A 12,438-nucleotide genomic window follows, 5' to 3' on the forward strand; every position below is an offset into this window, starting at 1 on the left:
GCCGACACGGTTTCAACAACCAACTGTCACCGGTAGAGTTCGAGAAGCGACATTTACTGAGCCTGGAAAGTGTCTAGGAAATCCGGGGCGATTCAATTGGTCTCACTGCCATCCATCTGAAGCAGCTGGATCCATATATAGGGGATATTCCTCTGACTCATATCGATGATGAGACGCTAACTCCGTTCATCAAAGATCGCCTGAAAGCCAGCAAAACGCCATGCGGCAAGGTAAAGCCTGGGGTTTCCTTCAGGACGGTGAACATCGCCCTAGAGCGGGTTATCCGAATTCTCAATCTTTGCGCTAGGAAATGGCGTGATGAGCAGAAACGTCCCTGGCTCGACGTAGTGCCGATGATCACCAAGCTTGAAGAGAAGAAAACGAGTCGTTCCCCCTACCCGATGTCTTGGGAGGAACAATCCATTCTTTTCGCCGAGCTACCCGATCATTTGCGTCGCATGGCTCTGTACAAGGTCAACAGCGGCTCTCGCGAGCAGGAAGTCGTAAAACTTCGTTGGGACTGGGAAATACCGGTGCTGGAGCTCAAGACCAGCGTTTTTCTCATACCTGCTGACTTTGGTGGAAGGCATGAGAACTCTGGGGTCAAAAATGGCGACGAACGATTGGTGGTGCTCAACAATGTGGCGAGATCTGTCATCGAAGGGCAACGAGGGTTGGACCCCATCTGGGTATTCCCTTATGGAAAACCCGACGACGATGGCACAACAAACCCAGTTCATCGAATGAACGACTCGGCATGGAAGAAAGCCAGGGTTCGAGCGGCTAAGCGGTTTCAGGAGCAGTTCCTGCGCCCCGCTCCCGCAGGCTTCGCCTCGATACGCGTCCACGACCTGAAGCACACCTTCGGTCGCAGATTAAGGGCTGCTGGGGTAACTGAGGAAGACAGGAAGGCCCTGCTAGGCCACAAGAACGGAAGCATCACCAGCCACTACTCGGGCGCAGAACTGGGCAAGCTCATTGATGAAGCCAACAAGATATCGGCTACCGACTCACGTGGGCCGGCGCTGACAATACTGAGGAGGAAGGCCGGATGAGAAAAGTCCCGCAAAAGTCCCTGACACAAAAAAGCCTGGTCATCACTGACCAGGCTCTAATGCTTGAATTATATGGTCGGGACGGAGTGATTCGAACACTCGACCCCTAGCACCCCATGCTAGTGCGCTACCGGACTGCGCTACGCCCCGACTAGGCGTGAATCTATTTTCGGATACCTGAAAACGTCGCGAACTATACATTAAGCTTCTGAAATATGGAAACTTTCTTGAATAGCGTAACTACTTTCTAAGTACCAACAATACGTCCTCAAGCTCAGTAATCATTTGTTTGATCAGTTGCTTGTACTGCGTACTGTCATCTTTAGCCTCATCACCAGAAAGACGCTGACGCGCTCCTCCGATGGTGAAACCTTGATCGTATAAGAGTGCACGGATTTGCCGAATCATCAGCACATCCTGGCGCTGATAATAACGGCGATTGCCACGCCGCTTGACCGGGTTAAGCTGCGGGAACTCCTGCTCCCAGTAACGCAACACATGCGGTTTAACAGCACAAAGCTCGCTAACTTCACCGATGGTGAAGTAGCGCTTGCCGGGTATTACGGGCAGTTCGTCGTTATGACTTGGTTCCAGCATACGCCTCGACCCTGGCTTTAAGTTTCTGGCCTGGACGGAAAGTCACCACACGGCGCGCCGTGATCGGAATCTCCTCTCCTGTTTTTGGATTGCGACCGGGGCGCTGACGCTTATCGCGCAGATCAAAATTACCGAACCCCGAGAGCTTGACCTGTTCGTTGAGTTCCAGCGCTTGGCGGATCTCCTCAAAGAACAGCTCCACCAACTCCTTGGCTTCCCGTTTATTCAGGCCCAGCTCTTCATACAGACGTTCCGCCATCTCAGCTTTCGTCAGAGCCCCCATACGCTACTTCCTTAACGTGGCGTTGAACCTTTGTTCCAGGGAGGTGAGAATATTTTGCGTTGTGGTACTCACCTCATCGTCATTTAGAGTGCGCGATGGATGCTGCCAGGTCAAGCCGACAGCAAGGCTTTTTCTATCAGGATCAATACCTTTACCGTGATACACGTCAAATAGCTTGAGGTCAGTCAGCCACTCGCCTGCCGTTTCCTGGATAGAACCAAGCAAATCCTGCGCTGGCACATCACGATCCACCAGCAAAGCCAGGTCACGCCGCACTTCAGGGAATTTGGACAGCTCCTGAAACTTAGGCATAACCCCCTGAGTGATTTCGCCCAACACCAGCTCAAACATGAAAACAGCTTGATCCAAGCCCAGCGCTTTCGACAACTCAGGATGAATTGCGCCAAGGTACCCCACAAGACGCCCGTCACGCTCAATCCGAGCTGTTTGCCCTGGATGTAACGCGGCATGCTCACCAAGCACAAAGGCAAAGCTAGCACTTGCGCCCGCACTGGCCAGCAGCGCCTCAACATCGGCCTTCACATCATAGAAGTCGACATTATCACGAGCGTGCGCCCAGCCTTCTGGCAAGCGACCACCACAAATCACACCCGCCAGCATCAGCTCTTGCTTCAAGCCTTCGAGCTGACCGACAAAGCGCAAACCACTTTCGAAGAGGCGCACACGCGATTGCTGACGATTCAAGTTGTGCTCAAGCGCTTTGATCAGACCTGGCCACAAGGAAGATCGCATCGCAGCCATATCCGCGGAGATGGGGTTAGCCAGCATCAGCGGAGCAACGCCAGGATTGAACAGCTCGAACAATTTGGGATCGATAAAGCTGTAGGTGATCGCTTCCTGATAACCACGAGCAACCAGTAAACGGCGCAGCGCGGGTAGTTCGACTGCAGCTTCAGCCTTGGCCTGCGGAGCCAAGCGCGCTTGCGGGTAACGCACAGGCAAGCGGTTGTAACCATACAAGCGGGCAAGCTCTTCGATCAGATCGACTTCCAGGCTGATATCGAAGCGATGACTTGGCACACCAACCTGCCACTGTCCTTCGCCATCGGCACGAATGTCCAAGCCCAAAGCCGCCAGCAAACGGACAATTTCGGCAGAATCCATCTTCATGCCGAGCATCTGCTCAATGCGCTCAGCGCGCAGCGTAACCGCCGCAACACTCGGCAAATGCTCCTGATTGACGGCTTCGATAATCGGCCCAGCTTCGCCACCGACAATCTCCAGCAGCAACGCAGTCGCGCGCTCCATGGCTTCACGCGCCAACTGCCAATCCACACCACGCTCGAAGCGGTGCGACGCATCCGTGTGCAAACCGTAGGAGCGAGCCTTGCCAGCGATGGCGATGGTGTCGAAGAACGCACTTTCAAGAAACAGATCGCGGGTCTTTTCGTTGACACCGCTGTGCTCGCCGCCCATCACACCGGCAATGGCCAAGGCACGGCTGTGATCGGCGATCACCAGCGTATCGCTACGCAGGCTGACTTCCTGACCATCAAGCAGGACAAGCTTCTCGCCCTCCTCCGCCATACGCACACGGATGCCGCCATTGATTTCAGCAAGATCGAACGCATGCAGTGGCTGACCCAGTTCAAGCATCACGTAGTTGGTGATGTCGACAGCAGCATCGATACTGCGCACATCGGCGCGACGCAGACGCTCAACCATCCACAACGGTGTGGGCTTGGACAAATCGACATTGCGTACAACCCGACCGAGGTAACGCGGGCAGGCCTGCGCAGCCAGAATTTCAACTGGGCGCACTTCATCATGACTCGGCGCAACTGCCGCAACTACCGGGCGAGTGACAGGCGCGGCGTACAAAGCACCGACTTCACGCGCCAGACCAGCCAACGACAGGCAATCGCCGCGATTCGGAGTCAGATCGACTTCGATGCTGGCGTCATCCAGATCCAGATAGACACGAATATCTTGGCCCACCGGCGCATCAGCCGGCAGCTCCATCAGACCGTCATTTTCTTCGCTGATCTGCAGCTCAGAAGCCGAGCAAAGCATGCCGTTGGACTCAACGCCGCGCAGCTTGGCTTTCTTGATTTTGAAGTCGCCGGGCAGTTCGGCACCGATCATGGCGAACGGAATCTTCAGACCAGGGCGCACATTGGGCGCGCCGCACACCACCTGAAAGGTTTCCGCACCATTACTGACCTGGCACACGCGCAGCTTGTCGGCATCGGGGTGCTGCTCGGCGCTCAGCACCTCACCCACCACTACGCCACTGAATACGCCGGCAGCCAACGATACGCTGTCAACTTCAAGGCCAGCCATGGACAGGCGGGCAACCAGATCGTCGCGGGAAACCTGCGGGTTTACCCAGCTACGCAGCCATTGTTCACTGAATTTCATACTGTCTGTTCTCCTGAACCAATTCGATTACGGAATGCGAGGGCGCTAGCGAAATTGCGCCAAGAACCGCAGGTCGTTATCGAAGAACAGCCGTAAATCGTTGACGCCGTAACGCAGCATGGCCAGACGCTCAACACCCATACCGAAGGCGAAACCGGAGTATTTTTCCGGATCAATGCCAGACATGCGCAACACATTCGGGTGCACCATGCCGCAGCCCATGACTTCCAGCCAGCCGGTCTGCTTGCAGACGCGGCAGCCTTTGCCGCTGCACATCACGCATTGCATGTCGACTTCGGCCGATGGCTCGGTGAAAGGGAAAAACGAAGGACGGAAACGTACGCCCAGAGGCTTTTCGAAGAACACCCGGAGAAACTCCTCGATGGTGCCCTTGAGGTCAGCAAAGCTCACACCTTCGTCGACCAGCAGGCCTTCTACCTGGTGGAACATCGGCGAGTGAGTGATATCGGAGTCGCAGCGATAAACGCGACCGGGGCAAACAATGCGGATCGGTGGCTGCTGCGATTCCATGGTGCGCACCTGAACCGGAGAGGTGTGGGTGCGCAGCAACATGTTCGCGTTGAAATAAAAGGTGTCATGCATCGCCCGGGCCGGGTGATGACCTGGGATATTGAGCGCTTCAAAGTTGTGGTAATCGTTTTCCACTTCCGGGCCTTCGGCAATGCCGTAGCCAATGCGGGTGAAAAACTGCTCAACGCGCTCCAATGTCCGAGTGACAGGGTGCAGACCACCAGAAGTCTGACCGCGACCTGGCAGGGTCACGTCGATTTTCTCGGCGGCGAGCTTGGCGCTCAGCGCGGCCTGTTCCAGAGTTGCCTTACGGCTGTTCAGGGCATCCTGAACTTGATCCTTGGCGGCATTGATCAACGCACCGGCTTGCGGACGTTCTTCTGCCGACAGATTGCCCAGGGTCTTCATCACCTGAGTCAATTCGCCTTTCTTGCCCAGATAGTGAACCCGCAGTTGCTCCAGGGCATTCACATCGTCGGTGTGGCTAACGGCCTCAAGCGCTTGCGAGACCAGCACATCCAGATTTTCCATTTACAGACTCCAGATACGAAATAGGGGAAGAGCTTGAAGGCTCTTCCCCTATTGGTGACGTTTAGCACCGGGCGAGCCCGGTGATTGCCGGGGACTTAAGCCAGTACGGCTTTCGCTTTCTCGACAATCGCAGCAAACGCCGCTTTTTCGTTCACTGCCAGATCAGCCAGTACCTTACGGTCGATCTCAATGGACGCTTTTTTCAGGCCCGCAATGAAACGGCTGTAAGACAGACCGTTAACACGTGCACCAGCATTGATACGAGCGATCCACAGAGCGCGGAACTGACGTTTTTTCTGACGACGGTCGCGGTAGGCGTACTGGCCTGCCTTGATGACCGCTTGCTTGGCAACGCGGAATACGCGTGAACGCGCACCGTAGTAGCCTTTAGCGAGTTTCAGAATTTTTTTGTGACGCTTGCGAGCGATAACGCCGCGCTTAACACGAGCCATGAGTAATTTCCTCTATCTTGACCAATTAACGAACGCGCAGCATGCGCGCCACTTTTGCTACGTCAGACGGATGCACCATGGTGCTACCGCGCAGTTGACGCTTACGCTTAGTGGACATCTTGGTCAGGATGTGGCTCTTGAAAGCGTGCTTGTGCTTGAAGCCGTTAGCGGTTTTGAGAAAACGCTTGGCTGCACCACTCTTAGTTTTCATCTTTGGCATGTTCGGATACTCCGCATTCAGTTGATAAACATAACCGCAAGGCCTGCCGTGCCCTGGTGGTTACTTCTTCTTTTTGGGGGCGATGACCATGATCAGCTGGCGTCCTTCCATCTTTGGATGCTGTTCAACGGTGCCGTATTCAAGCAAGTCACCTTCAACTCGCTTCAACAACTCCATGCCCAGCTCCTGATGCGCCATCTCACGGCCGCGGAATCGAAGCGATACCTTGGCCCTGTCCCCATCACTAAGGAAACGTACCAGGTTGCGTAGTTTTACCTGGTAATCCCCTTCCTCCGTCCCTGGACGAAACTTGATTTCTTTAACCTGAATCTGCTTCTGGTTTTTCTTTGCAGCAGCAATCTGCTTCTTCTTTTCGAAGATCGATTTGCCGTAGTCCATCAGCTTGCAAACAGGTGGCACTGCATCGGCAGAAATCTCTACCAGATCCAGCTTGGCCTCTTCGGCCTTAAGAAGCGCGTCTTCAATTGACACAATCCCAAGCTGCTCACCCTCAGCGCCAATTAACCGAACCTCGCGTGCCGAGATATTCTCGTTGATCGGGGCCTTCGGTGCAGCTCGTTTATCTTGTCTCATTTCACGCTTAATAATGATTACTCCAAATCTTGGCGACCACGCCGGGAAACCGCCTGCGCAAGAAGTTCAGCGAATTGAGTGACGGGCATGGAGCCCAGATCAGCACCTTCACGAGTGCGCACGGCGACAGTTTTCGTCTCAACCTCCCGATCTCCGATAACCAAGAGATAGGGAACCTTGAGCAAAGTATGCTCGCGGATTTTAAAGCCTATCTTCTCGTTCCTCAAGTCGGACTTGGCACGAAAACCGCTTTGATTGAGCGATTTCTCCACTTCGAGGGCAAAATCAGCCTGTTTATCAGTGATATTCATCACCACGGCCTGAGTCGGCGCCAACCAAGCAGGGAATGCACCTTCGTAGTGCTCGATCAAAATCCCGATAAAGCGCTCGAAGGAGCCGAGGATCGCACGGTGCAGCATCACCGGATGCTTACGGCTATTGTCCTCACTGACGTACTCCGCCCCCAACCGCACCGGCAAGTTAAAGTCCAGCTGCAAGGTACCACACTGCCAGACACGACCCAGACAGTCCTTCAGCGAGAACTCGATCTTCGGCCCGTAGAAGGCACCCTCACCCGGCTGCAGATCATAAGCCAGCCCAGCGCTATCGAGCGCCGCCGCCAACGCTGCCTCGGCACGATCCCACAAATCATCCGAACCCACACGCTTATCCGGACGCGTGGAGAGCTTGAGCTGAATATCGGTAAAGCCAAAATCAGCGTAAACAGCCTGAGTCAACTTGATAAAGTCTGCCGACTCAGCCTGCATCTGCTCTTCGGTACAGAAGATATGTGCGTCATCCTGAGTAAAGCCACGCACACGCATGATGCCGTGCAGCGCACCGGACGGCTCATTACGGTGACAAGCACCGAACTCAGCCAGACGCATCGGCAACTCGCGGTAGCTCTTAAGCCCCTGATTGAACACTTGCACGTGACACGGGCAGTTCATCGGCTTGATCGCGTAATCACGACTTTCCGACTCAGTGGTGAACATGTTCTCGGCGTAGTTTGCCCAATGCCCGGACTTCTCCCACAGCGAGCGATCGACCACCTGCGGGGTCTTGATCTCGAGATAGCCATGCTCGCGCTGCACGCCACGCATGTACTGCTCCAGCACCTGATAAAGAGTCCAGCCATTGGGATGCCAGAACACCATGCCCGGCGCCTCTTCCTGGGTGTGAAACAGATTCAGACGCTTGCCGATCTTACGGTGATCGCGCTTCTCAGCCTCCTCAATGCGCTGGATATAGGCCGCCAACTGCTTCCTATCAGCCCAGGCAGTGCCGTAAACGCGCTGCAATTGCTCGTTCTTGGCATCGCCGCGCCAGTAGGCACCGGAGAGCTTGGTCAGCTTGAATGCCTTGAGGAAGCGCGTGTTCGGCACGTGCGGGCCGCGGCACATGTCGACGTATTCTTCGTGATAGTACAGACCCATAGCCTGCTCATCCGGCATATCTTCAACCAGACGTAGCTTGTATTCCTCACCACGGGCGGTGAAGACATCAATAACCTCGGCGCGCGGCGTCACTTTTTTGATGACGTCGTAGTCCTTCTCGATCAGCTGCTGCATGCGCTGCTCGATTGCCGCCACATCATCTAGAGTGAAAGGACGCTCAGATGCGATGTCGTAGTAAAAACCTTCTTCAATGACTGGACCGATCACCATCTTGGCAGTGGGAAACAACTGCTTGACCGCATGACCAATCAAATGCGCACAGGAGTGGCGAATGATTTCGAGCCCCTCCTGATCTTTTGGCGTAATAATTTGCAAGGTTGCGTCGCTATCAATCAGGTCACAGGCATCAACCAGCTTGCCATTGACCTTGCCAGCTACCGTGGCTTTAGCCAGGCCAGCACCAATAGATTGCGCCACCTCGAGTACAGATACCGGGTGATCGAACGAACGCTGACTGCCGTCGGGAAGAGTAATGATGGGCATGGCGCCTCCTCTCCTAGTGGTGACCTCTACCAAAGGCCACATGGGTTGGGATGAGCCAGTAAGCGATTCGGCGGTATACCTGCCATACAGTGGCGGGAGCTTTTCAGCCAACCAAAACCGAACCGGAGTCACTGGAGGTTTGAAACAACGGTTAACCGCACGGATGCTTGCAGAAAGCCAGGCTTGCTGGCAAGAACCCAATAAAAAAGGGCCGCCTAAGCGACCCTTTTTCTACCAATTTTGGTAGGCACGATTGGACTCGAACCAACGACCCCCACCATGTCAAGGTCATGCCAAAGCGGTGGCGCACTATACACAACACCCCCTCTAGAGAACACCCCTTCACATCTCTAGAGGCTCCACCATGGCTAACATTAGACAACTCACCTCCGGCAACTGGAACGCACAGGTACGCCTCAAGGGTAAGCCTGCACAATCCAAAACCTTCCCCACCCAAGAGGCAGCACACCAATGGGCTAAGCAGCTTGAGGCAGTCACCAAGGAACACCAGACCCACACCATCTACTCCCTTGGCATGACCTATTGTGAGTCTCGCCTAAAGGGTAAGGGCAGCTATAACCATGCATTGCAGTTAGTGGAGCAGCTATCCCTCTCCTTCCCCCAGCCCATCCAAGACATAACCCCTCAACAGATAAACGACTTCAAGCTGTTGCGCCTCAAGTCAGTTAAGCCAGCCACCATCAGGACTCAGCTAGCATTTATGTCGAGGTTCTTTAGGTTTGCCAAGAGAGAACTATTGATAGATGTAGCTAACCCGCTAGCTGAAATAGCGCTCCCTCAAGCATCAAAGTCTAGTGACAAGGTGGTTAGCCAAGGGGAGCTAATGCTTATCCTTGCTGAGCTATCCCCCACCACAAGACTGATAACTGAACTGGCATACGAGACAGCCATGCGAAGGTCAGAGATAGTCCTGCTAACCACTGGCCACATCCATCTAGATGATCGTATTGTCGATGTAGTTGATGGAAAGAATGGCACTAGGTCTGTGCCTTTAACTAAGCGTGCTGTAGAGCTGCTAGGTGATGCCCTACAGCTTGCAAAAGCTAAACGCATAGGAGGCATCAGGCTATTCAAAATAACCCCTCACAGCGTCACTACAGCGGTTAGGAGAGCCAGAGAGAAAGCAGGACTAGACAACACAGTGAGACTGCATCAGCTACGGCACACAAGAATCACAAACGTAGCTAAGAAGGGATTCAACAATGCACAAATCATGATTGTCTCTGGACACAGGGACACGAGGTCTGTAGCTAGATACTCCCATCTAAATGCTAGAGATGTTCTGCACTTGATTGACTAACAACCTCACAGGGAACTCATCAGCAGTTCCCTTTTTCTTTGCCTGCTTACCACTAGCAATCATTTCACATCAAAGCCAATAACCATCAGCACTGTAGGCACAGCCAATTATGGGGTGATGGTTACTCAGAGATGTTTCTAGAAAATAATTTGCAGGATTGAAATAAACAAAAATCTCAAAAATAGATATAGATAAGTATCTACTAGATATTCTAGACAATCCTTCTTGGCTCTTTCACACAAGAAGTATCAGACAGAGCATACAAGTAGAACAGCAGCTAACCACTCAGGATCAATCATGGACGTAACACTACAAGAAGTCATCAACACTCAACACCAAGCACTTAACACCCTTCCCCGTAAAATTCTATTCCTTATGATTAAGAACGGAGCAGATGAGACAGGCTGGGCAACCATTTCTGGATACAACTTAGCCAGAGCTACAACCCTACCCAGGCGCAGTGTAGATACCATAATCAAACACCTAATAAACACTGGCCTTATTGAGCGACGCAAGATAGGCCCACAGCACAATGCTTTATACCAATTTCGTGCTATTCACATCTAAGGAAAAACAAATGACCAAGACACTCTCCCAGCATGACCTACACGAACTAGCTCGTACCACTGGCCGCACCCCTTTCGAAGTATTGTCTATTGCTCAACAACAAGGATGGACTATCAATGATGCAGCTAGCCCTACTCTCCCTCGCTCAACTCCTCTTCCTGGCATTCTTAATAATTCCAAGAAAGCAGGGGAATACATGCGCAACCTCAAACAAGAAACAATTAACAACCTTTACAAGTCTGACCCACTAATCAGAGAAAGCATCAATGCACAAATGGCAGTTGACGCCACTCGCACAACCAAAGAGAAGCCATCAATTGTTGCCTATGATGATCAAGGAAAAATCACAGGGGTAACAAAATCTGTTGTCTCTGGTATCCATGCCACAGGTGCAAATCAAACTGAGGTCATGCGAGCAATCAAGGCAAACATCCATAAACAGCTAGGCGTAACCCAATGACCGTCCCACTCTACAAGTTAACCCCAGAAGAGCAATACCGAATTAGTCGTGCTGAGGAAGCCAAACAACACGCAGAGGCTATAGCCGCTAGCAATGCAATGCTTGTCGGCAAGGTAAAGAACTACAAAGGGGTTGAATATCAATCGAATCAATACAGCTTAATCACCTGTCTTAACCTCCCACCTCTAAGCGGATTACAAGGTGAGTTCACATCAGCTCAGACATTACATAAAGTAATTGATGACTTGGATGCCGCCGGTAACCTACACACCACTGAGAGTAAGAATAAGAAGTGAATCCTTACCGGTGGCTTCTCTACTGGGCCACCAATCTATTCCCTTTAGTATTCACCTTTGACGCCGTAGCAACCAGCATCTACTTACTAGCACTTTTCGCAAGCCATCTCTAACCACAACTACCACTCGCCTTCTGAGCGCAAGCACAGGAGCTTACAGAGTCACCCTCAGCATGAACAATAACAAGAAAATACACATAGCAGAAGCCCTCCCCGGAAGTGGTAAATCTACAAAATTTATTGAGATGACACCGAGCCTTATACTCAAATCCAAATTACTTTATGCAATGCCCACCAACGCATTGATTAAAGAACTGGCGCTAGACATTAAGGTAAGGGCTGGCATCAACCCTCTAGTAGTGACATCAGAGACAACCGACCACGTTGTCTATCACTTAGAGAGTGTGCTGGCATCCAACACAAGCCCACTAGTCATGGTTACGCATGAGGCGCTGCGCAGAGTAGACCCTAGGTTACTGGATGGCTGGGAGCTTGTAATGGATGAGGTACCTAGCGTCTCAGACTGCAAGGGCTATCTATTCGACAGCGTAAGCTACTCAGGAAGCCTAGCCCCATACCTAACAATAGGTGACGACAAAAAGGCATCACTCAGACCAGAGCATGTAGCCCTTGTCGAGAACATGATTAAGTCTAAAGACTCTAGCGCCTTAAGCGCCTCAGCCCTTGACGTACTTAAGAATCTAATAACCCCCCAATGTAGTGTTGAGGTAGAGAAACTAAGCAACAAAGGCAAGAGACTTGTACGCATTGTCAAATATAGAGACTTCCTACCAGCATTCTCTTACGCCAATAGCGTTCACATCCTAGCCAACAACGTAAAGGATACTTTGCTAGGTGTACATGCACTTCATCAAGGCTGGGAGTTTGAACCTTCTATTTTCACACCAGAATTTAGTGGCTATGGCAAGCGTGTAGAGCTGCATCCATTCCTCACTGGAAAGTATTCAAAAACACAAAGCATGCGACAGCGTAACGGGAAGACTTCGGACTCTTGGGAAGATGGGGTGCAACTTGATACGTGGCTAGATGGTGTAACTGCAATGATTGGTGATGCCGAAAGCCTAGCCTTTATGCATGAGTGGGTTAAGTATAACTGAATCGCCCCTAGTTTCGTAGACACCTCCAGGCCTCATAATACGGTCCATTAGGAGGTGCCATGAGCAACCCGCGTTATCCCGAAGAATTCAAA

12 protein-coding genes, 1 tRNA gene and 1 pseudogene are annotated in these 12,438 nt (G+C 52.4%); 5 read left to right on the top strand and 9 right to left on the bottom strand.

What is annotated here, in order from left to right:
- Nucleotides 1-92: 92 nt before the first annotated feature.
- Nucleotides 93-1,055: pseudogene (locus ACIGEK_RS22160) on the top strand (tyrosine-type recombinase/integrase); the annotation flags it as partial.
- Nucleotides 1,056-1,128: 73 nt separating this feature from the next.
- On the opposite strand, the gene ACIGEK_RS22165 reads toward ACIGEK_RS22160, so the two are convergent.
- From ACIGEK_RS22165 to thrS, 9 genes are all read right to left on the bottom strand, one after another.
- Nucleotides 1,129-1,205: transfer RNA gene (locus ACIGEK_RS22165), tRNA-Pro, on the bottom strand.
- Nucleotides 1,206-1,295: 90 nt separating this feature from the next.
- Nucleotides 1,296-1,652 (bottom strand): MerR family transcriptional regulator, encoded by a 357-nt coding sequence (locus ACIGEK_RS22170; RefSeq protein WP_090256190.1) that lies wholly within the window; start codon nucleotides 1,650-1,652, stop codon nucleotides 1,296-1,298.
- Nucleotides 1,633-1,935: an integration host factor subunit alpha gene (ihfA, locus tag ACIGEK_RS22175; RefSeq protein WP_003243414.1), complete on the bottom strand. Its 303-nt coding sequence runs from the start codon at nucleotides 1,933-1,935 to the stop codon at nucleotides 1,633-1,635. The genes ACIGEK_RS22170 and ihfA overlap by 20 nt, the downstream gene beginning before the upstream one ends.
- Before the next feature lie 3 nt (nucleotides 1,936-1,938).
- On the bottom strand, nucleotides 1,939-4,317 hold the full coding sequence (gene pheT / locus ACIGEK_RS22180) for a phenylalanine--tRNA ligase subunit beta (RefSeq protein ID WP_397495399.1): 2,379 nt from the start codon (nucleotides 4,315-4,317) through the stop codon (nucleotides 1,939-1,941).
- A gap of 45 nt (nucleotides 4,318-4,362) precedes the next feature.
- Entirely contained in the window at nucleotides 4,363-5,379 is a 1,017-nt protein-coding gene (gene pheS / locus ACIGEK_RS22185; protein ID WP_090256188.1) for a phenylalanine--tRNA ligase subunit alpha, read from the bottom strand.
- A 95-nt stretch (nucleotides 5,380-5,474) separates the two neighbouring features.
- The gene (gene rplT, locus ACIGEK_RS22190) at nucleotides 5,475-5,831 is read right to left on the bottom strand and encodes a 50S ribosomal protein L20 (RefSeq protein WP_040069108.1); all 357 of its coding nucleotides are present in this window, start codon (nucleotides 5,829-5,831) and stop codon (nucleotides 5,475-5,477) included.
- A 25-nt stretch (nucleotides 5,832-5,856) separates the two neighbouring features.
- On the bottom strand, nucleotides 5,857-6,051 hold the full coding sequence (gene rpmI / locus ACIGEK_RS22195; protein ID WP_079202156.1) for a 50S ribosomal protein L35: 195 nt from the start codon (nucleotides 6,049-6,051) through the stop codon (nucleotides 5,857-5,859).
- Between the two features lie 60 nt (nucleotides 6,052-6,111).
- Nucleotides 6,112-6,663, bottom strand: coding sequence for a translation initiation factor IF-3 (gene infC, locus ACIGEK_RS22200; RefSeq protein WP_296218155.1), 552 nt, complete (start codon nucleotides 6,661-6,663; stop codon nucleotides 6,112-6,114).
- Nucleotides 6,663-8,585, bottom strand: a complete 1,923-nt coding sequence (thrS, locus tag ACIGEK_RS22205; RefSeq protein WP_397495400.1) for a threonine--tRNA ligase — start codon at nucleotides 8,583-8,585, stop codon at nucleotides 6,663-6,665. The genes infC and thrS overlap by 1 nt, the downstream gene beginning before the upstream one ends.
- Before the next feature lie 364 nt (nucleotides 8,586-8,949).
- On the opposite strand from thrS, the gene ACIGEK_RS22210 reads away from it, so the two are divergent.
- The 4 genes from ACIGEK_RS22210 to ACIGEK_RS22225 all read left to right on the top strand — a co-directional run bounded on the left by ACIGEK_RS22210 (nucleotide 8,950) and on the right by ACIGEK_RS22225 (nucleotide 12,346).
- On the top strand, nucleotides 8,950-9,906 hold the full coding sequence (locus tag ACIGEK_RS22210; protein ID WP_397495401.1) for a tyrosine-type recombinase/integrase: 957 nt from the start codon (nucleotides 8,950-8,952) through the stop codon (nucleotides 9,904-9,906).
- 577 nt (nucleotides 9,907-10,483) lie between these two features.
- Nucleotides 10,484-10,933 (top strand): hypothetical protein, encoded by a 450-nt coding sequence (locus tag ACIGEK_RS22215; RefSeq protein ID WP_397495402.1) that lies wholly within the window; start codon nucleotides 10,484-10,486, stop codon nucleotides 10,931-10,933.
- Entirely contained in the window at nucleotides 10,930-11,229 is a 300-nt protein-coding gene (locus tag ACIGEK_RS22220) for a hypothetical protein (protein WP_397495403.1), read from the top strand. The genes ACIGEK_RS22215 and ACIGEK_RS22220 overlap by 4 nt, the downstream gene beginning before the upstream one ends.
- 172 nt (nucleotides 11,230-11,401) lie before the next feature.
- Entirely contained in the window at nucleotides 11,402-12,346 is a 945-nt protein-coding gene (locus ACIGEK_RS22225) for a DEAD/DEAH box helicase family protein (protein ID WP_397495404.1), read from the top strand.
- Nucleotides 12,347-12,438: the final 92 nt, after the last annotated feature.

Source organism: Pseudomonas sp. NPDC079086, assembly GCF_044542155.1.
Taxonomy (GTDB): Bacteria; Pseudomonadota; Gammaproteobacteria; order Pseudomonadales; family Pseudomonadaceae; genus Aquipseudomonas.

Bases quoted from the DNA above. Each gene is read 5' to 3' on its own strand.
- ACIGEK_RS22170 (WP_090256190.1), bottom strand. From the start codon at position 1,652: ATGCTGGAACCAAGTCATAACGACGAACTGCCCGTAATACCCGGCAAG.
- ihfA (WP_003243414.1), bottom strand. From the start codon at position 1,935: ATGGGGGCTCTGACGAAAGCTGAGATGGCGGAACGTCTGTATGAAGAG.
- pheT (WP_397495399.1), bottom strand. From the start codon at position 4,317: ATGAAATTCAGTGAACAATGGCTGCGTAGCTGGGTAAACCCGCAGGTT.
- pheS (WP_090256188.1), bottom strand. From the start codon at position 5,379: ATGGAAAATCTGGATGTGCTGGTCTCGCAAGCGCTTGAGGCCGTTAGC.
- rplT (WP_040069108.1), bottom strand. From the start codon at position 5,831: ATGGCTCGTGTTAAGCGCGGCGTTATCGCTCGCAAGCGTCACAAAAAA.
- rpmI (WP_079202156.1), bottom strand. From the start codon at position 6,051: ATGCCAAAGATGAAAACTAAGAGTGGTGCAGCCAAGCGTTTTCTCAAA.
- thrS (WP_397495400.1), bottom strand. From the start codon at position 8,585: ATGCCCATCATTACTCTTCCCGACGGCAGTCAGCGTTCGTTCGATCAC.
- ACIGEK_RS22210 (WP_397495401.1), top strand. From the start codon at position 8,950: ATGGCTAACATTAGACAACTCACCTCCGGCAACTGGAACGCACAGGTA.
- ACIGEK_RS22215 (WP_397495402.1), top strand. From the start codon at position 10,484: ATGACCAAGACACTCTCCCAGCATGACCTACACGAACTAGCTCGTACC.
- ACIGEK_RS22220 (WP_397495403.1), top strand. From the start codon at position 10,930: ATGACCGTCCCACTCTACAAGTTAACCCCAGAAGAGCAATACCGAATT.
- ACIGEK_RS22225 (WP_397495404.1), top strand. From the start codon at position 11,402: ATGAACAATAACAAGAAAATACACATAGCAGAAGCCCTCCCCGGAAGT.